At 70.6% G+C, this 18,974-nt stretch carries 16 protein-coding genes and 1 pseudogene; 5 read left to right on the plus strand and 12 right to left on the minus strand.

Features of this window, described 5'->3' with window-relative positions; translation table 11 throughout:
- Positions 1-73 precede the first annotated feature (73 nt).
- The 5 genes from KDY119_RS16345 to KDY119_RS16365 form a co-directional block, all read right to left on the minus strand.
- A complete protein-coding gene (locus KDY119_RS16345) occupies positions 74-3,322 on the minus strand; it encodes a glucodextranase DOMON-like domain-containing protein (RefSeq protein ID WP_083890758.1) in 3,249 nt (1,082 codons plus the stop codon).
- 54 nt (positions 3,323-3,376) lie between these two features.
- A complete protein-coding gene (locus KDY119_RS16350; RefSeq protein WP_036947554.1) occupies positions 3,377-5,113 on the minus strand; it encodes an alpha-glucosidase in 1,737 nt (578 codons plus the stop codon).
- A 56-nt stretch (positions 5,114-5,169) separates the two neighbouring features.
- Positions 5,170-6,093, minus strand: coding sequence for a carbohydrate ABC transporter permease (locus KDY119_RS16355; RefSeq protein ID WP_083890680.1), 924 nt, complete (start codon positions 6,091-6,093; stop codon positions 5,170-5,172).
- On the minus strand, positions 6,090-7,040 hold the full coding sequence (locus KDY119_RS16360; protein ID WP_036947555.1) for a carbohydrate ABC transporter permease: 951 nt from the start codon (positions 7,038-7,040) through the stop codon (positions 6,090-6,092). The genes KDY119_RS16355 and KDY119_RS16360 overlap by 4 nt, the downstream gene beginning before the upstream one ends.
- Before the next feature lie 65 nt (positions 7,041-7,105).
- Positions 7,106-8,413: an ABC transporter substrate-binding protein gene (locus KDY119_RS16365; RefSeq protein WP_036947557.1), complete on the minus strand. Its 1,308-nt coding sequence runs from the start codon at positions 8,411-8,413 to the stop codon at positions 7,106-7,108.
- Positions 8,414-8,647: 234 nt separating this feature from the next.
- On the opposite strand from KDY119_RS16365, the gene KDY119_RS16370 reads away from it, so the two are divergent.
- Both KDY119_RS16370 and KDY119_RS16375 read left to right on the plus strand, forming a co-directional pair.
- Positions 8,648-9,829: an ROK family transcriptional regulator gene (locus KDY119_RS16370; RefSeq protein WP_036947558.1), complete on the plus strand. Its 1,182-nt coding sequence runs from the start codon at positions 8,648-8,650 to the stop codon at positions 9,827-9,829.
- 19 nt (positions 9,830-9,848) lie between these two features.
- A complete protein-coding gene (locus KDY119_RS16375; protein ID WP_036947559.1) occupies positions 9,849-10,388 on the plus strand; it encodes a DinB family protein in 540 nt (179 codons plus the stop codon).
- 19 nt (positions 10,389-10,407) lie between these two features.
- Here KDY119_RS16375 and KDY119_RS16380 read toward each other — a convergent pair whose 3' ends face one another.
- The 4 genes from KDY119_RS16380 to KDY119_RS16395 all read right to left on the minus strand — a co-directional run bounded on the left by KDY119_RS16380 (position 10,408) and on the right by KDY119_RS16395 (position 15,430).
- Positions 10,408-11,919: a sugar porter family MFS transporter gene (locus KDY119_RS16380; RefSeq protein WP_227994399.1), complete on the minus strand. Its 1,512-nt coding sequence runs from the start codon at positions 11,917-11,919 to the stop codon at positions 10,408-10,410.
- Positions 11,920-11,979: 60 nt separating this feature from the next.
- Positions 11,980-12,411: a DUF779 domain-containing protein gene (locus KDY119_RS16385; protein WP_036947560.1), complete on the minus strand. Its 432-nt coding sequence runs from the start codon at positions 12,409-12,411 to the stop codon at positions 11,980-11,982.
- A gap of 12 nt (positions 12,412-12,423) precedes the next feature.
- Positions 12,424-13,947, minus strand: a complete 1,524-nt coding sequence (gene adh, locus KDY119_RS16390; protein WP_036947561.1) for an aldehyde dehydrogenase — start codon at positions 13,945-13,947, stop codon at positions 12,424-12,426.
- A 160-nt stretch (positions 13,948-14,107) separates the two neighbouring features.
- On the minus strand, positions 14,108-15,430 hold the full coding sequence (locus tag KDY119_RS16395; protein WP_227994400.1) for a GAF domain-containing protein: 1,323 nt from the start codon (positions 15,428-15,430) through the stop codon (positions 14,108-14,110).
- A gap of 168 nt (positions 15,431-15,598) precedes the next feature.
- Here KDY119_RS16395 and KDY119_RS16400 point away from each other — a divergent pair.
- Both KDY119_RS16400 and KDY119_RS16405 read left to right on the plus strand, forming a co-directional pair.
- Positions 15,599-16,294, plus strand: a pseudogene (locus KDY119_RS16400) (NAD(P)H-binding protein); the annotation flags it as partial.
- A 43-nt stretch (positions 16,295-16,337) separates the two neighbouring features.
- The gene (locus KDY119_RS16405) at positions 16,338-16,940 is read left to right on the plus strand and encodes a TetR/AcrR family transcriptional regulator (protein WP_036947565.1); all 603 of its coding nucleotides are present in this window, start codon (positions 16,338-16,340) and stop codon (positions 16,938-16,940) included.
- A gap of 1 nt (position 16,941) precedes the next feature.
- Here the strand turns inward: KDY119_RS16405 and KDY119_RS18945 are convergent, their stop codons facing one another.
- From KDY119_RS18945 to KDY119_RS16415, 3 genes are read right to left on the minus strand one after another with little or no spacing between them, the layout of a single operon-like run.
- Entirely contained in the window at positions 16,942-17,400 is a 459-nt protein-coding gene (locus KDY119_RS18945) for a PIN domain-containing protein (protein WP_036947566.1), read from the minus strand.
- Complete coding sequence (locus KDY119_RS18950; protein WP_194174261.1) at positions 17,397-17,606, minus strand: hypothetical protein; 210 nt, start codon at positions 17,604-17,606, stop codon at positions 17,397-17,399. The genes KDY119_RS18945 and KDY119_RS18950 overlap by 4 nt, the downstream gene beginning before the upstream one ends.
- 52 nt (positions 17,607-17,658) lie before the next feature.
- The gene (locus tag KDY119_RS16415) at positions 17,659-18,084 is read right to left on the minus strand and encodes a hypothetical protein (protein ID WP_036947568.1); all 426 of its coding nucleotides are present in this window, start codon (positions 18,082-18,084) and stop codon (positions 17,659-17,661) included.
- 187 nt (positions 18,085-18,271) lie between these two features.
- On the opposite strand from KDY119_RS16415, the gene KDY119_RS16420 reads away from it, so the two are divergent.
- Positions 18,272-18,937, plus strand: a complete 666-nt coding sequence (locus KDY119_RS16420) for a biliverdin-producing heme oxygenase (protein ID WP_322619624.1) — start codon at positions 18,272-18,274, stop codon at positions 18,935-18,937.
- The last annotated feature ends 37 nt before the right edge of the window (positions 18,938-18,974 follow it).

Raw genomic sequence — 18,974 nt, forward strand, 5'->3', positions numbered from 1 at the left:
GAAAGGACGACGTACTGACCTGCGACATCTGCTCCTCCTCGAGCTGTCGTGCGTACGGTGGCTGCGTCGGGTCTCAGTGCCGCAGCAGCCCGGAGAGGTCGAGGGGCCCCGACCCCGCGTAGTGCACCCGGTAGCTCTTCGACGTCTTGTCCGGTGCGCTGGCGGTGATGCGCAGCGTGGCCGGTGGGAGCCAGGGCAGGTGGGTGTCGACCGTGAAGGACCGCGTGGCGCCCGCTGCGACCGTGCCGAGCCTCCGCGCGCCGAACAGCCCGGGCGTGGTCAGCGTGACGGCCGTGTCGCCGTCGTTGCGCGCCTTGATCGTGAGGACCTGCGAGCGCCCCACCTTCGCGCTCGTCGCCGTGAGCTGCACGTCCACGACGGTCGGCGCGGAGTCGAGCCGGACGTACGGGACGACGACGCGCCCCTTCGTCCAGTCCATCACCACGGACTGGGGACGGGCACCCGAGATGACGTCCAGGGCGTTGCTGTCCGTGACGTCGGTGTCCTTGGCGTCCCCGACGTCGGTCCAGCTGCCCGCGCCACCACCGAGCCGGTACTGGCCGCCGGTCGCGTAGACGGGGCGGACGTTCCCGACGCCCTCGCCGTCCTCGGCGTCGCTGAACATCGAGACCTGGTAGGCGGCCGTCCGCAGATCGACGCCTCGCAGCACGCGGGCCGGCACCGACGAGACGATCTTCCCTGCGGGGATCACCGTCAGGTCGGCGTCACCGACCCTGCTCAGGTCCGCGCCGTAGACCCCGGTGCCGAACCTCGACGAGTCGTAGCGGCCGTCCGCCACCACGGCGTACCGCCACGTGCCGGCCGCCGACGTGTTGGTGCCCGGCAGCAGGTCCGTCGTCTTCTTCGATCCCCCGTCCCTGACGTAGACGTTGAGACGCTGGGTGCTCATCCCGTTGCCACCCCACGGGTTGTGGATCTCTCCGGCCGTCGACGCCACGAAGCGCACGACGTCCCCGTCGCGGTAGACGTCGAACCCGGTCAGGTCGAAGCTGCCCTGGTTGAACGCGCCGTCGGTGGGATACGTGTAGCTCCCGGGCCCGTCGTCGTCGCCGGTCGGATCGCTGACCGAGCCGACCTTCGTGCCGAACGCGTAGAGAGTGAACCGCTGTACGTTCACGACGCCGTCGGCGCCGACCGCGGTGACACGGACCCGGTTCGAGATCGCACCCAGGTCGACGGTGGCCGAGTACGTCCCCGAGGAGGAGACCGCGGCGGAGGTCGTGACCCCGTCGGCGGTGACCGACACCGAGACGGCGTCGGTCTTCCCCGTGACCGTCAGCGACCGCGACGCTGCCGTGTCGCCGTCGTGCAGCCCGTCCACCGTGAGTGCCGGCTGCGCGCCGGTGGGCTGGCCGTCGCTCGTGGCGTCCCAGCTGTCCCACGTGTCCGCGTCGAAGTCGAGCCGGCCGAGCTCGTCGGACGCCCAGTTGTCACCGGCCTTCAGGACGGGGACACCGCCGACCGTGTAGTCGTGCAGCAGGATGCCGTCGCCGTCCTGCGTCTCGTTCCCGATCGAGACCTTGTTCCCGGCGGTGTCGGTGTACCGCTTGAGGAGGCTGACCTGGGACGACGGGTCGAGATCGTTCCAGGCGTCGATGTGCAGGCCGTCGATCTCGACGTTCCTGGTGTTCGACAGGGCGAAGTCCCGGATCGCGCAGTTCGTCATGCCCTCGACCCGCGTGTTCGTGAAGCGCATGTTCTTGACGGTCGTGGCCGTGTCCGCCCGGTCCGTCGCGCTCATGTCCTCCCAGTGCGACGAGGAGTTGAAGATGCAGGTGTTGTACTTGACGTCCTTCCAGTACATCCGGTTGTGGATCACGTCCGTGTCGGCGACGGTGACGCCGTCGATGTCGCGCGGAGTCCAGCCCCACTGGACGACGGGGCCGTTCTCGTTCTTCCAGATCACGGTGTTCTTGATGTCGACGTCCGAGTGGTAGAGCTTGAGGACGTCGTCGTTGGCGTGGAAGAACGTGTCCTTCATCCGGCCGCCGTCGTAGAGCTCGATCCCGTCGGTCTGCCAGTACCAGCTGCCGACCTGCTTGTAGTTCTCGACGTTCATCTGGAAGCCCGTCACCGGGATCTCCGTGTCGCCGTCGTGCGCGTACACGACGAACGAGTGGTACGGCGGGGAGGCGATGGTCACGCCCTGGAGGTCGAGCGTCTGCTGCGTGTCCGACGACTCGAACTGCAGCATCTTCACGCAGCTGACGTGGCAGTTGTCGCTCGTCGTGTGCGCGTAGCCGTTCGCGGTGTCCGCCTCGTAGACGTACTGCTCGCCTGACAGCACCCCGAGCCCCGTCACCTTGTAGTGCGCCTGCGTGTCGTGCGGGAAGCGGAACGCGCCCTTCACGTAGGCGCCGGGCGCGAGGTAGACCCACTTCACGTTCGCCGGGAGCTGTGCACGGTAGTCGGCACCCATGGAGTACGTCCCGGGCCCGAAGTACACGATGTCCTGGGTGATCGAGTCCAGGTCGTCGACCTTCCCGGGTGCCGGACGGTAGATCGACCCGTCGGCGTCCGTCGGCGCGAGACTGTCCTCGTCCTGCGCGGACGGCTCGGGGTTCGCGAAGACCAGCATCGAGTTCTGAGGCTCCGTGTCCACCGCCCGGTTGCCGTCCGCGACGGTCGTGAGCTCGCCGCTCGCCCCCGACATGTCGTTGTACGCGGTCACGAGCTGCGGGTCGAACTCGACCGAGAACCGATAGCCGTCGCTCGAGTACGGCACGTGCACCCGGATCGTGTGGTCGTCCACGAGCTGCTTCTCGAAGCCGAGATTCGTGGGCCGGATCGTGACCTGGTCCGCCGAGCTGATCGTCTGCCCGGTCTTCAGGCTCACGTCGACCCAGACGTCGGTCGAGTACTCGAAGCTGGACCAGCTCATCGTGAGGTTCGCCGACGACGAGAACTCGGCACCGTCCTGCTCCGTGTACCCCCGCTTGCCCTCGCCGCTGCGGGGCACGCTCATGTAGACGAACGAGCGGTACGCCGCGTCGGGTGCGTCGGTCGTCGCGACCGTCGCGTCGTAGACGGTGGACCGGCGGACCTGGTCGTCCGGCACGGACCCGGTCGTGGCGACCGAGTTGTCGTGCCACCACGTGGTGAGCGAATCGCTCGCCGCGACGGGCAGGTCGTCCGGGTCCGTGGCGGTGGTCGCCGCCGCCGAGGTCGCGCCGGGCGCGCTCTCGGCGGCGGTGAGCTGCGCCGTCGTCCCGGCGAACGCGCCCCCGGCGGGGACGAGGACCAGCCCTGCCAGGGCCGCGACGGCGGCCGCGACCCGTCGTGCATGGAACGTGCGTCTCATCATCGAGCTCCCTCAGAACATCGTCGTCGTGCGGGTGGGTGGTGCAGCGGGCGGTCAGCGGGCGGGGGTCACGAAGACCCGTGCCTCCCACGGCCGCAGGACGGCGCCGGCAGCACCGTCCTCGTAGTTGGCGAGGATCAGCTCGGCCCCGTCCTGGCCGGCCGAGACCGCGTCGTCGGCGGGCGCGTCCGACAGGTTCACGAGGACCAGGAGCGTCTGCTCGCCAAGCGTGCGTCGGAACCCGAAGACCGCCGGGTTCCCGGTGTCGACGCGGGAGTAGTCGCCCACGGCGACGACCTCGCGCTCGTGCCGGAGCGCGACCAGGCGCCGGTAGTAGGAGAACACCGAGCGCGGGTCGTCGTACTGCGCCTCGGCGTTCAGCCAGGTGTGGTTCGGGTTCACGTCGATCCACGACGCCCCCTGGGTGAAGCCGGCCCCCGGGCTCGCCTCCCACTGCACGGGAGTGCGGGCATTGTCCCGGCCGTTGCGGCGCATCCCGTCGAGCACGGCCTCGGCCGTCAGCCCGGTGCTCGCGGACTGGGCGAAGAAGTTCAGGCTCTCCACGTCGCGGAAGTCCTCGAGCGTCTCGAAGGCGCCGTTGGTCATCCCCAGCTCTTCGCCCTGGTAGATGTACGGGGTGCCCCGCAGGAGGTGCAGCATCGTGGCCAACGCGGTCGCCGACTCCCGCCAGTACGCCCCGTCGTTCCCGAACCGCGACACGGCACGGGGTTGGTCGTGGTTCGAGAGGTAGAGGCTGTTCCAGCCCTCTCCTCCCACCGTCTCCTGCCAGCGCGACAACGAGTCGGCGAGCGCACCGGGCGCGAGGTCCTGCGGGTCGAACTTGGACGCGCCGTGGTCCAGCCCGACGTGCTCGAACTGGAAGACCATGTCGAGCTCGCGGCGCGCGGGCGCGGTGACCAGCAAGGCCTCCTCGGTCCCGACCCCGGGCATCTCGCCGACGGTCAGCATCCCCGGACGGCCGTCGAAGACCTCCCGCCGCATCTCCTGGAGGAACTCGTGGAGCCGGGGTCCGTGGGCGTAGTGGGCGAAGCCGTCGCCGCGACCGGTCGCCGGGTCCGTGGCGGTGGCGTCGGGAAGCGCGACGTCCTTGGAGATCAGGTTGATGACGTCCATCCGGAAGCCGTCGACACCGCGGTCCAGCCACCAGCGCATCATCGAGTAGACCGCCTCGCGGACCTCGGGGTTCTCCCAGTTGAGGTCGGGCTGCTTCGTCCCGAAGAGGTGCAGGTAGTACTGGCCCGTCGTCTCGTCGAGCGTCCAGGTGGGGCCCGAGAAGAACGACTCCCAGTTCGTGGGCTCCGCCCCCGGCTCCCCCGCGCGGTGGCCAGGACGCGGGTCGCGCCACCAGTACCAGTCGCGCTTGGGGTTGTCGCGCGACGACCGGGACTCGACGAACCACGGGTGCTCGTCGGACGTGTGGTTGACCACGAGGTCCATCACGAGCCTCATGCCTCGCGCGTGCACGGCCTCGAGGAGGCGGTCGAAGTCGTCGAGCGTCCCGAACACCGGGTCGATGTCCTGGTAGTCGCTGATGTCGTAGCCGTTGTCCGCCTGGGGCGACCGGTAGACCGGCGACAGCCAGATCACGTCGACGCCGAGCCGCGCGAGGTGGTCGAGCCGTCCGACGATCCCCGGAAGGTCACCGATCCCGTCGCCGTCGGAGTCCGCGAAGCTGCGCGGGTAGATCTGGTAGACGACCGCGGACGTCCACCAGGGCGCGCCGTCGGCACCCTCCTCGGCGGAGGTACGGGCAGGGTCGAGCAGGGTCATCGACAAGTTCCTTCGGTGGTGCGGTCAGGGCGGTCGGCCCGGGACGACGGCGGCGCCTACTTCACGGCGCCGAGGTTCACGCCGCGCATGAGGGTGCGCTGGAAGAGGAGGAAGAACACCAGCGCCGGGAGGATCCCGACGAGCGACGCCGCGGCGAGCGCGGTCGGGTCGCTCGTGTACTGGCCGGACAACGCACCGAGAGAGACGGAGACGGTCTGGTTCGAGGCCGAGGGCAGCAGGATCAGCGGGAGGAAGAAGTCGTTCCACGTCCAGATGAAGAAGAACGTGAGGAGCACACCCAGCGTGGGCCGGGTCAACGGCAGCACGATGTGGCGCAGGACCTGGAACCTGCTCGCGCCGTCCAGGCGCGCTGCCTCGAGCACCTCCGACGGGAAGGCGCCCAGCACCGACGCGAGCATGTACGTGCCGAAGGCGCTCTGCAGGACGGCGGAGATGATGATGACGCCGAGCCGGGTGTCGTAGAGGTCCAGGTCCCTCGTGAGGACGAACAGGGGGTAGACCAGCGCCTCCTGAGGGATGGTGAACGCCACCATGAAGATCGCCAGGATCCAGATCCGCCCGCGGATCCGGCCGATTCCGATCGCGAACGCGCTGAGCAGGCTCAGCGCGACACCCGCGACCGCGACGCAGCCGCTGATGACCACGCTGTTGACCAGCTTCTGACCGAAGTCGACACCCTTCCAGAAGTCGACGACCGCCTGGAACGACAGGTGGCTCGGGAGGGTCAGGGGGGACCCGCTGATGTAGTCCTCGGACGTCTTGAACCCGTTGACGAGCGCGATCCAGAACGGGAAGAGCATCAGCAGCGCGCAGGCGACCACGACCGCGAGCACGACCCAGCCGCTGATCCCCCGTCGTGAGCGGGCGCCCCGGCGTCGAGGGGTGGTCGGCCGCCCGGCCGGTGGTGCGGTGTCGAGGGTCGTCGGCTGCGGCGTCACCGAGGCCGTGTCGGTCGTCATTGGTCCAGCCCTTCGGTGGAGCGTGCCTGGTATCGCATCGCGACGACCGCGACGACGGTGACCACCACCGCGAGCACGGTCGCGACGGCTGCTCCGTACCCGACCCGCATGGTGGTGAAGAAGTTGTAGTAGGAGAAGTAGGAGGGCACGATCGTCGACGTCCCGGGGCCGCCCTTGGTCAGCATGTAGATCGGCGCGAAGACCTTGAGGGCTGCGACGGAGGTCGTGATGAGGACGACGGCGATCTCCGGACGCAGCTGGTTGAGCGTGATCGTGCGGAACCGCTGCCACCAGTTCGCCCCGTCGAGCTCCGCCGCCTCGTACAGCGCGGGGTCCACACGGGAGAGCCCGGCCATGAAGATGACGACGGTGTAGCCGATCTGCAGCCACACGAGGACGTTCATGACGGCGTAGATGGCCAGGTGCGCGTCACCGAGCCAGTTCTGCGCGAGGGACCCGAGGCCGACGCTGCGGAGCACCGTGTTGATGACCCCGTAGTCGGGTTGGTACATCCACTTCCACAGCACGCCGGCGACCGCGATCGGGAGGATCTGCGGCAGGTAGAACGTGGCGCGCAGGATGCTCCCGGTACGCGTCCCGAACCGCGGCGCGATGAAGTCGAACAGGACCGCGGCGACCAGGACGCCGAGCGCGGTCGGGATGATCGCCATCGCGACGATGAAGTAGATGCTGTTGCGGAACGACGTCCAGAAGGTCGCGTCGTGGAACAGCGTGGTGTAGTTCGAGAGGCCGACGGGCGTCATCGTGCCCACGCCGGACCAGGAGTGGAAGGAGTACCAGATGTTCATGCCGAACGGCACGAGCACGACGGCGGCGAAGCCGATCGCTCCGGGCGCGAGGTACCACCAGTAGCCGGCGGTCCGTTCGCTGGTCCCGGTGCGACGACGCACCGGTCCGGAGCGGACGGCCTGGGTCGTTGAAGTCATGTCAGTCCTGTTCCCGGGGGGCCGGGCGACGACGAGCGGCGTCGCCCGGCCCGCTCTGCGGCCGGCTACTTGCCGGCCGGCTTGCCCTGTTCGTAGGCGCTCTTGATCGCGTCGACGAGCTGATCGGGCGTCGTGGTTCCCTGCGTCAGGGAGCTGATCTGCTGGAGCAGCACGTCGTTGAGCCCTGCGGCCGGCCAGTCGGGGTACCAGGCGAGTCCGCCGTCCTTCTCAGCCAGGAGCTTGTTGAACGTCGTGGACTGCAGCGTCCCGACCGGGGAGGTCACGGCCGAGGGGTCCGCCGCGATGGGCACCCCCGCCTTGTTCCCCAGCATGTTCTGGATCTCGGGGCTCAGCGTGATCTCGATGAAGTCCTCGGCGAGGGTCTTGTTCTCGGCCTTGGCGGGAACCACCCAGATGTTGCCGCCCGACCCCGGGGTGAAGGTCGTGTCGGGCCACCGGAACTGGTCCCACTTGAAGGACTTGATCTTGTCCTGGAAGGTGCCCGCCCACCAGGTGCCGGAGTAGAACATCGGGTACTTCCCGGCCTCGAAGGCGTTGCCGGAGTCCTGGGCGCTCACGCCTGTCGAGCTCTTGGCGATGTAGCCCTTCTTCACCCAGTCCTGGTAGGTCTGGGCGGCCTGCTGCCACGCCGACCAGTCCGGCTCGCCGGTGAACTGCTGGTAGGCCGACCACGAGTCGTGGTTCATGTGCAGCAGCGCAAGCTGGTAGAGCAGGTGCTCGCCGGGGTAGTCGTTGGATCCGAGGGCGAGCGGCGTGATCTTGTGGTCGACGAACGTCTGCATGTCCGACTCGAGCTCGTCGAGCGACGTCGGCACGCTGAGCCCGTACTTCGCGAAGAGGTCCTTGTTGTAGTACATGCCGACGTACTCGCCGTAGTTGGTGACGCCGTAGCGCTTGCCCGTCCCCATCACACCGCTGGCGTCGTACAGGCCCACGTCCTGCGCCGAGTTGTCGAGGTCCCAGCCGCGGTCCTTCGCGACCTGGGTGAGGTCCGTCAGCAGGCCGGCCTTCGCGACGCTGCCCGCGGTGGCGTTGCCCTTGAGGTACTCCAGCACGTCCGGCGTGTCCTTGGAGTCCAGGATCAGCTGGCCGGACTGCTGCATCTGGTCGTAGGTCTTGAGCTCGAACTCGACCTTCACTCCCGGGTGCTTCTCCTTGAAGATGTCGATCGCCTTGTTCCAGGCGTCCGAGAGAGCCGAGTCGTCGTTCTCCCACCACCAGACCTTGAGGGTCTTCCCGTCCCCTCCGGTCGCGGCGCCCGAACCGTCGGACGATCCCGAGCAGCCGGCCAGGGTGAGGGCCAGCGCCGCTGCGGCCGCGGCGGCCGCCAGCACGCCTCTGTGCTTACGCATCCATGTCTCCTTCTGAGTCACGACCTCGTCGTAGTGAGCACTCGTGCCACCGACCCGGACCCGGGAGGAGGCAACGCACGGGACCCGCTCCGGGACCCCCGTTTCTTTCGCGACAACATTAACGACCATCGAAGGCTTCGACGTCAAGTGGGGCCCGATCACGGTTCGGACTCGTCAGGCTGGCTGCACTAAGTTCCGCGGCTGTAGTATCGACGGCGACCGAGAGGAGGCCTGGTGGCCCGACCCGCATCACCGTGGTCGCAGCTGAGCCCGTCCAGTCGTCGTGTCGCGCTCGAGGTGCTGCTGCACGGGCCGCTGGCGCGCGCCGAGATCGCCACGCGCCTGGACCTGTCCGCGCCGAGCCTCACCAGGCTGACGAAGCCGCTCCTCGACGCGCGGCTGCTGCACGAGGTCGCCGACGCCGGCCAGCGTGCCGCGGGCGGCCGGCCGCTCCAGCCCCTCGACATCCAGGCGGACGTCCAGCGCTTCATCGGGATCAAGCTCGCAGGATTCCGCGCCTACGGCGTCCTCACGAACCTCCGCGCCGAGATCATCGCCTCCGACGTCACCGAGATCGGCGACCAGTCGCCGACCGCCGTCGTCGCCAAGCTCGAGGAGCTCGCGAAGAAGCTGTCGCACGACGCCGCCGACCAGGTAGCGGCCGTCGGTGTCGCACTCGGAGGTGCCGTCCGCGGGTTCTCCCACGTCGAGCGCGCCCCCTTCCTGCACTGGCGCGACGTCCCGCTCGGCGGCCTGGCCGAAGCCACGCTCAAGCTCCCGACCGTCCTGACCAACGACGTGGACGCCCTCATGGAGGCCGAGCACTGGTTCGGTGACGGCCGCGACGTCCAGAACTTCGCCACCCTGACCATCGGCGCCGGCGTCGGCGGCGGGCTGGTCGTGCACGACCGGCTCGTCACCGGCCCCGACTCCGGCCTCGGCCTGCTCGGGCACTTCCCGCTCGACCCGCTCGGCCCCGCGTGCCCCGAGGGCCACCGGGGATGCGCGGACGCCCTGCTCAGCACCGAGGCGATCCAGGTCCAGGCGGCACTCGCACTCGGGCGCCCCGTCACCTACGACCAGGTCATGGACCTGGCACAGGCGGGCGACCCCGTCGCCGAGCAGCTCGTGGGCCGCTCCGCCCACGCGTTCGGCCTGCTGATCGCGGCGGTGGCCAACATCGCGCAGCCCGAACGCATCATCCTGACCGGAGAGGGGATCCGTCTGGCCCACGTGGGCGAACGTCAGCTCCGCAGCGCCCTCGCCCAAGCCCGGGTCCCGGAGGCGTCACCGCTCGACCTACGGGTGCTCGAGGACGACCCCGACCTGTGGGCCCGAGGAGCGGCCGCTGTCGCCATCCAGCGGACGGTGCTCGCCCACCTGCCCGACCACCGAGCCATGACCGTCTCGAGGTAGCCGGCGATAGCCTCGTACCGTGACCGACGACGCGAGCACCGACGCCATCACCCCCGACACCAAGGACTGGACCTGGGTCCTCGACGAGGCGTGCCCGGAGTGCGGCTTCGAGGCCGGTCGGCTCGAGGTCGAGGACGTCGCACCGCTGGTGCGCGACTCGCTCCCCCGCTGGCGCGCCCGCCTCGCCGCGGACGACGCCCGCACCCGCCCGGCGCCGGGCGTCTGGTCACCGCTCGAGTACGGCGCCCACACCCGCGACGTGTTCCGGATCTTCGACGTGCGGCTGACGTCCATGCTCGAGTCCGACGACCCGCTGTTCGCCAACTGGGACCAGGACGCGGCGGCCCTGGAGGACGACTACGCGAGCCAGGATCCCGCCGTGGTCGGCCGGGAGCTGGAGGCGGCGGGCCGCGCGATCGCGGGCCGCTGGGACGTGGTGACGCCGGATCAGCACGAACGTCCGGGTCGGCGGTCGAACGGGTCGGTGTTCACGGTGCGAACCCTCGGCCAGTACTTCGCGCACGACCTGGTGCACCACCTGCACGACGTGGGCGCCTGAGCCGGTCGACGGAGCGCGGTCAGGCGGCACCCTCGACGACCTGGGTCTTGCCGCCACGCCTGACGACCCGCGCGTCGTCGGACATGTCCTCGAGCTCGCGCCCCTTGGTCTCGGGGACCTGCCACCAGACGAAGAAGAACGACAGGATCGCGAAGAAGGCGTAGAACCCGTAGGCGAACGTGAGCCCGATCTCGGAGAACTTCGGGAACGTCGTCGAGATGAAGAAGTTGGCGAGCCACTGCGCGGCAGCGGCGACCGCGAGCGCGGTGGCGCGGATCGAGTTGGGGAACATCTCGCCGAGCAGCACCCAGACCAGCGGGCCCCACGTGGCTCCGAAGGACACGACGAACCCGTTGGCCGCGACGAGCGCGACCGTCCCCCAGGCACCCTCGAGGCTCGGGTTGTCGCCGGAGCCCGTCGCCTGGGAGAACGCGATCGCCATGGTCGTCAGGCACACGCCCATGCCGGCGGAGCCGACGAGGAGCATGGGACGCCGGCCGACCTTGTCGACGAGCAGGATCGCGACGACCGTCACGACGATGTTGGTGATCGACGTGATCACGGACTCCAGCAGGGCGTCCGACTCGTCGAAGCCCACGGACTGCCACAGCGACGACGAGTAGTAGAAGATCACGTTGATCCCGACGAACTGCTGGAACACGGACAGCAGGATCCCGACCCACACCACGGGTTTGAGCCCGAAGCGGTTGCCCCGCAGGTCACCCAGGGACTCGCGCTTCTCCTTGTCGATCGTCTTCTCGATCTCCTGGATCTTCAGGTTGACGTCGAGCTCGCCGGAGAAGTCGTGCAGGACGCGCGACGCCTTGTCGTAGTCCCCCTTGTGCACGAGGTAGCGCGGGGACTCGGGCAGCCCGAGCGCCGCGATCCCGTACACGGCGGCCGGGATCGCGGTCACGAAGAACATCCAGCGCCACGCCTCGAGGCCCCACCAGAGCGTGTCGGAGGCGCTGCCCGCGGTGTTCGCGAGCAGGTTGTCGGACAGCAGGGCCACGAAGATGCCGAGGACGATCGCGAGCTGCTGCAGCGACCCCAGGCGCCCACGGACCCTCGCGGGTGAGACCTCCGCGATGTAGGCGGGGGCGATGACCGACGCCGCCCCGACGCCGAGGCCGCCGACGACGCGCCACAGGATGAACAGCGGCAGGTTCGGCGCGAGTCCGGTGAGGATCGACGACGCGAGGAACAGGAACGACGCGATCACCATGACGGGGATGCGGCCGAGACGGTTCGCCACTCCCCCGGCGAACCAGGCGCCGACGGCGCAGCCCAGCAGCGCCGACGACACCGCGAACCCCTGGAGCCCGGTGTTCGTGATGTCGTAGTGCTTGTTGATCGACTCGACGGCGCCGTTGATGACGGAGGTGTCGAACCCGAAGAGGAAGCCACCGAGCGCGGCGCCCACGGAGATCAGGACCACCCGCGCGTTGAACCGCGAGACCGTCGGCTTCTCGCTCGCGTCCGACATGACGTACCCCCGCTGGTCTCGGCGATCCCGCTCCTCCCTGGACACTACCGAGGACGCGACGACCCGCCACCGGAGCGGCGGGCCGGGCCGTTCAGGCGAGCGCGTTCACCCGTCGCTGGGGACGGCGTCGAGCGCGGCCCACTCCTCGTCGGTGAGCAGGCGCGACCGGATCAGGAAGCGCACGCCCTCGGGCGCCTCGACGCTGAACCCCGACCCGCGGCCCGGAACCACGTCGATCGTCAGGTGCGTGTGCTTCCAGTACGCGAACTGGGCGGCGCTCATCCACACGGGCACCGTGAACGACGACGGCGGTCCGCCGTCCGCGTCGGGGTCCGCGATCACGAGGTCGCCCAGGCGGACGTCGGCGGTCTCGGAGACGAGGAAGTCGCCGTCGGGGTAGCACATGGGCGACGACCCGTCGCAGCAGCCGCCGCTCTGGTGGAACATGAGCTCGCCGTGCCGGCGCCGCAGCCGCGCGAGGAGCGCGGCCGCGGTGTCGGTGACGTCGACCCGGCCCAGGACCGGAGGCGTGGTCACGTCGTCCGTCTCCTAGAAGAAGCCGAGCTTCTGGGGCGAGTAGCTGACCAGGAGGTTCTTGGTCTGCTGGTAGTGGTCGAGCATCATCTTGTGGTTCTCGCGCCCGACGCCGGACCCCTTGTACCCGCCGAACGCCGCCGCCGCGGGGTACGCGTGGTAGCAGTTCGTCCACACGCGACCGGCCTCGATCGAGCGGCCGGCGCGGTAGGCGGTGTTCGCCTCCCGCGACCAGACGCCCGCGCCCAGCCCGTAGAGGGTGTCGTTGGCGATGCTGATCGCGTCGTCGAAGTCGGTGAAGCTCGTCACCGCGACGACGGGACCGAAGATCTCCTCCTGGAAGATCCGCATCGAGTTCTTGCCCTCGAAGATGGTCGGCTGGACGTAGTAGCCGTCGGCGAGGTCGCCGCCCAGCTCCGCCGGCGCGCCGCCCGTGAGGACCTTCGCGCCCTCCGCCTTGCCGATGTCGATGTACGACAGGATCTTCTCGAACTGGTCGTTGCTGGCCTGCGCGCCGATCATCGTCTCCGTGTCCAGCGGGTTGCCCTGCTTGACGGCCTCCGTGCGGGCCGTCGCGTCCGCGAGGAACCGGTCGTAGATGGACTCCTGGACGAGCGCGCGCGACGGGCACGTGCACACCTCGCCCTGGTTGAGGGCGAACATCGTGAACCCCTCGAGGGCCTTGTCGTAGAAGTCGTCCTGGGCGCGGGCGACGTCGTCGAAGAAGATGTTCGGGCTCTTCCCGCCCAGCTCGAGGGTCACCGGGATGATGTTCTGGCTCGCGTACTGCATGATCAGGCGGCCCGTGGTCGTCTCGCCCGTGAACGCGATCTTGCGGATGCGCGGGCTGCTGGCGAGCGGCTTGCCGGCCTCGACCCCGAACCCGTTGACGACGTTCACCACGCCCGCGGGCAGCAGGTCGCCGATGAGCTCCATGAGCAGCAGGATCGACGCCGGCGTCTGCTCGGCCGGCTTGAGGACCACGGCGTTGCCGGCCGCGAGCGCCGGTGCGAGCTTCCAGACGGCCATGAGGATCGGGAAGTTCCACGGGATGATCTGCCCGACGACGCCCAGCGGCTCGTGGAAGTGGTACGCGATGGTGTCCTCGTCGATCTCGGAGATCGACCCCTCCTGCGCGCGGATCGCGCCCGCGAAGTAGCGGAAGTGGTCGATCGCGAGGGGGATGTCCGCGGCGAGCGTCTCGCGGACCGGCTTGCCGTTCTCCCACGACTCGGCGACCGCGATCTCCTCGAGGTGCTCCTCCATGCGGTCCGCGATCTTGTTGAGGATGTTCGCGCGGTCGGTGGCGCTCGTGCGGCCCCAGGAGCGGGCGGCGCCGTGCGCGGCGTCGAGGGCGCGCTCGATGTCGTCGGCGTTGCCGCGGGCGACCTCGGTGAACGTGTGGCCCGTGACGGGGCTGGGGTTCTCGAAGTACTCGCCGCTCGACGGCGGCACGTACTCGCCGCCGATCCAGTGGTCGTACCGGTCCCGGTACCTGACGATGCTGCCCGGTGTCCCCGGCGCGGCGTACACGGTCATCGCTGCCTCCTCGCAGACGTGCCCCGGCGCCTCGGGTGGAGGCGCCGCACGGCGCTGTGCGCCGTCGGGACGACGGTAGGGACGGCACCGTTGCAGGTGCGTTGCAGCGACGTGGCGCTGTGCGCGAGCACGGGATGACCGCCCGGGGCGGGGCCGGGGGTCAGCGGAGGGTGCGGTCGAGCAGGGCGAGGCGGCCACGCGCCCGGGCGTGCGCGGCGCTCCCGGGCGGGCTGAGCCGGACGAGCCGCATCCAGGCGGCGTGGTCGTCGGCACCCTCGCGGCGTGCGGTCCAGCGCTCGACGACGTCCCGGTCCGTGCTGCGCAGGACGGCGGAGCGCACGTCGGCCTCGAGCTCGTCACGCAGCCGCTCGACGCCCGGCGCGATCGAGCGTGGGAGGAGCGGGCCGCGGTACGCGTCGACGGCGGACACGACGTCGTCGGACGCGAGAAGCGCGCGGACCTCCGCCACGTCGGTGCGGAGCGGGAGGGCGAGGCGGTAGGGGTGCCCGGCGTCGAGCAGGGGCCCGACGACGCGGCGCAGCCGCGAGATCTCGGCGCGCACCGTGACGTCGGACAGCGCTCCCGGAGCGAGGAGGACGGCGAGCTCGTCGGCGGTCGAGCCGCCGGGGCTCTCGGCGAGCAGGACGAGCAGCTCGGCGTGGCGCAGGCTGAGCCGCTGGGCGGGCGCACCGGGGAGCCGGAGGCTCGGGGCCGGGGCGAGGGCCTGCAGGCCCGGGTGCGCCTCCGGCGTGGGCCGCCCGTCGGGGTCGGTCCGCCCGAGCCGGGCGAGCTCTCGTTCGACGGCCGCGGCGGATGCCCGGACGAGCGACAGCATCACGCCCGACGCCGCGGGGGCGCCGCCCGTGACGTCGAGGACGCCGAGCACCCGCCCGGTGGCGAGGTCGCGCACGGGTGCCGCCGCGCACGAGTAGGCCTGCACGGGCCGCGTGAAGTGTTCCGGGCCCACGACCTGGACGGGCCGCCCGGTCGCGAGCGCCGTGCCAGGCGCGTTCGTCCCGACGACGTCCTCGCGCCACACGGCCCCTCGACGAACCCGATGCTCCCGACCTCGTCCCGCACGCGCCGGTTGCCCTCGACCCACAGGAGCCGGCCGGCGCCGTCGGACAGGGCGACCACCAGGCCGTCGTCGGCGACGGCATCGACGAGGAGGTCGCGGACGATCGGCATCGCGGCGGCGAGCGGGCTGCGGGACCGCTCGCCGACGAGGTCGGCGCGGGTGAGGGCGACCTCGGTGTGCGGCGAGTCGGGGTCGAGGCCGCGGCGCAGGCTGCGCGCCCACGAGTCCGCGACCAGGGCACGGACGCCGGGCCGACCCCGTACGGACGCGACGTCCCCGGCCACGACGGCCTCGTACGCGGCGTTGACGCGACGGTCGACGGCCACCGGCACCTCCCACAGTGTTGCCCGCGACGTCGCGGGCCGAGGTGCAGCCAGTGTACGGAGTGGAGCACGATGAGCCCATGGGTGAAGCAGCCTCCCGGGCGCGCGTCGCGGTCACGGGCTCGACGGGACACCTGGGGCGCCTGGTCGCGCGCCTCCTCGCGGACGACGGCGTCCCTCAGCGTCTGCTCGTCCGCTCGCCCGAGCGGGCCCCCGACCTCCCGGGTGCCGAGGTGTTCCAGGCGGCGTACGGGATCGGGACGCGGTCGCGCGGGCGCTGGACGGCGTGGAGGTCGTGCTGTTCGTCTCGGCGACGGAGTCGGCGGACCGCACCGACCAGCACGAGCGCTTCACCGAGGCAGCGGTACGGGCCGGGGTCCGGCACGTCGTGTACACGTCGTTCCAGGGGGCCGCTCCGGACGCGTCGTTCACCCTCGCGCGCGACCACGCCGCGACCGAGGAGATCCTCCGCCTGTCGGGGATGGCGTGGACGTTCCTGCGCGACTGCCTCTACCTCGACGTCCTGCCCGCGTGGATCGGCGACGACGGTGTGCTTCGTGGTCCGGCAGGCGACGGAGCGGTCGCGGCGGTCGCCCGGGCCGACGTCGCACGCAGCGCTGCGGCCGTCCTGACCGACGTCCTCGCCGACCCCGGCACGCACGGCGGGCGCGCCTACGAGCTGACGGGTCGGGAGGCCATCACGCTCGACGACGTCGCCCGCACGGTGCACGAGGTGACCGGCCGACCGGCTCGGTACCACGCCGAGACGCTCCGCGAGGCGTACGCGTCGCGAGCGGTCTACGGGGCGCCGCGGTGGCAGGTCGACGCCTGGGTCTCGACCTACACGGCGATCGCCGAGGGCGCGCTCCGGCACGTGAGCGGGGACGTCGAGCGGCTGACCGGGCGGGAGCCGATGACGCTCCGGGACGTGCTGCAGGCCACGTGAGCGGGCGTCAAAGGTTATGACGTCCCAGTGTTACCGTGTCAGCATGCCAAAGATCATCGGGGGGTCCCTGCACGAGCACCGTGCGCAGACCCGGCAGAAGCTCTTCACCGCACTGTCCGCCCTGATGACCGACCGAGGCTTCGACACCATCACGCTCGCCGAGATCGCCTCCGCCGCGGGGGTCGGACGCACCGCCGTCTACAACCACTTCCCCGACAAGGAAGCCATGCTCCTCGGCTTCATCACGCACGAGACCGAGCAGTACGTGCACACCCTCGAGCGGGCGCTCGCCGACGTCGACGACCCCGTCGAGAAGCTCCGCACCTACGTCCGTCAGCAGGCCCGGCTGTCGCGCGTGTTCCACCTCGCGCCCGGCCCCGACCTCCGGAGCATCCTGTCCAAGCAGGCCCAGCACCGGCTCCGTGAGCACGTCGTCCTCGTCGAGACGATCCTCCGCAACATCCTCGACGAGGGCGTCCGGACCGGGGAGTTCCCGCCGCAGGACGTCGAGGTGACCGTCGGGCTCGTCAACGCCTGCCTGTCCGGCCGCCTCATCCCCGAGAGCTCGCCCGAGCGCGAGCGCTGCATCGCCGCGACCGAGTCGTTCGTGCTGCGCGCGGTGGGCGCCCAGCCGGTCGCGGCCTGAGTCAGAGGTCGCGCCGGTCGAGGCTGCCGGGCGGCGCCACCCAGGCGTGTGCGAGCCGCGGCTCCACGCTCGCGAGGTGCTCGTAGTCCCTGTCGTAGTGCACGACCACGGCGCGATGCTCGACGGCGAGCGCCGCGACGAGCGTGTCGAACGCCCCCGCGGCGCGGACCTTTCCTGCGGCCCAGAGCGCTCGCTGGAGACCGAGGGCGGTCCGATGGGTGGCGCCGGTCGGCTCCAGGACGGGGAACGTCGCGAGCGCTCCTTGCACGTCGTCCCACTCCGCGGGCGTCCGTGCGGAGTAGCCGAGCTCGAGCGCGACCGGCGTGGCGACGACGACCTGCCCGCGGGACTGCAGCGCGGCGACCTGTTCGGCGACCGCCCGGGAGGCGAGGCGAGCCCACACGCTCGTGTCGAGGAGGTAGCGGGTCGCGCGCGCGGAGACGCCGGTCGGCGTGGTCACCGGCGCGCGGCCGCGCGCACGTCGGGCTCCAGCACGTCGGGCAGGAAGGGCATCGCGGCGAGAGCCTCGAGTGCGTCGGCCTGACGCGCTCGCGCGACCACCTGCTCGAGCGCGACCGTGATCGCGCCGCGGACGGTCTTCTGCCCCGTCGCCAGCTTGGCCTGCTCGACGAGCTCCGCCGGAAGGTCGACGCTGGTCATCGGCACGGTCACCACCTCGCTCTTCTACATATGGCGAATGATCTCCAATCATATGACCCTACCGGCCCACGAGCTCGTCCGGGACGAGCCATCGCACGCCCCGACGGTGGCTGAGGAGCTGACCCCGCAGCCGCACGCCGGCGACGCGGCACGCCTCAGCGAGCCGCGTCGCCCAGGCGCGGTCGAGCGTCGTGGCCCGGTCGTCGAGCCGCCGCTCCCACACCACCACGACCTGGGCGGCGTCCAGCTCCTCGACGAGCGCGGCGAGCGACGCCGCGAGCTGCTCGGCGTTGCCACCGTCGGGGCTGGGCGGGAAGTCAGGGATCGGGAGCAGCACGGGGAGCTGGCAGTCGTCGGCGTCGAGGAAGAACAACCACAGCTGGCGGCGCGCCGCACAGCCCACGACGTCGCGCACGCGCTCGGTCACGTCCTCGTCGGTGGTGAGCGGGAGATCGGGCAGGTCCAGGGCGTCAGGGATCGTCATGGGCCCAGGGTGTCGCCTGCGAGCGGCCGACCACCGGCTCGCGACGCACCCGGTGCACGAGGCGGCCTGGGGCAGACCTGGGGGTGGCCGTCGTCGGGCGAAAACTGAACACTCCGGAAGGGTAGGCAAGGCTAACCTTCCTCGCGTACGCTTCCTGACAACGTGTCATCTGCACCGAGGAGAGAACGTGAGCCTGACCGTCGCACCCGACGTCCTGCCCACCACCACGCTGTCGCTGCGCCTGCGCGAGGGCACACGGCCCGAGCACGAGCAGGCCGAGGCGTCCGGGTTCGTCGAGCAGCTCCTCGCCGGGAGCCTCGACGTCGCCGCTTACGCCGACCTGGCCGCCCAGCAGCTCGCCGTCTACCGCGCGCTCGAGGCCGAGAGCGCCACGGTGCGCGCCGACGCACGCGGCGCGAGCCTCGTCTTCGACGAGCTCACCCGCACCCCCTCGATCGAGCGAGACCTCGCGTTCCTCGTCGGTCCCGGCTGGGCCGACGACATCACGATCCGGCCCGCGACGATCGCCTACGTCGCGCACCTGCAGGGCGTCGGCGGCGACCTCCCGCGGTACGCCGCGCACGCGTACACCCGCTACCTCGGCGACCTGTCCGGCGGACAGATCATCAAGCGCATGCTCGAGCGCCACTACGGGCTCGGCCCCGACGGCCTCGCGTTCTACACGTTCGACGAGATCCCGAAGTCCAAGCCCTTCAAGGACCTGTACCGCGAGCGCCTCGACGGGCTCGGCCTCGACGAGGCCGAGGTCGCGCGCGCCGTCGACGAGGCGAGGCTCGCGTTCCGCCTCAACGCGGCGATGTTCGCGGACCTGGGGTCCGTGCACTGCGCCTGACCGCCGCGAGCGCGGCGACAGCCGCCTCCGGCGCAAC

Source organism: Luteimicrobium xylanilyticum, from assembly GCF_009429125.1.
Lineage (GTDB): Bacteria > Actinomycetota > Actinomycetes > Actinomycetales > Cellulomonadaceae > Luteimicrobium > Luteimicrobium xylanilyticum.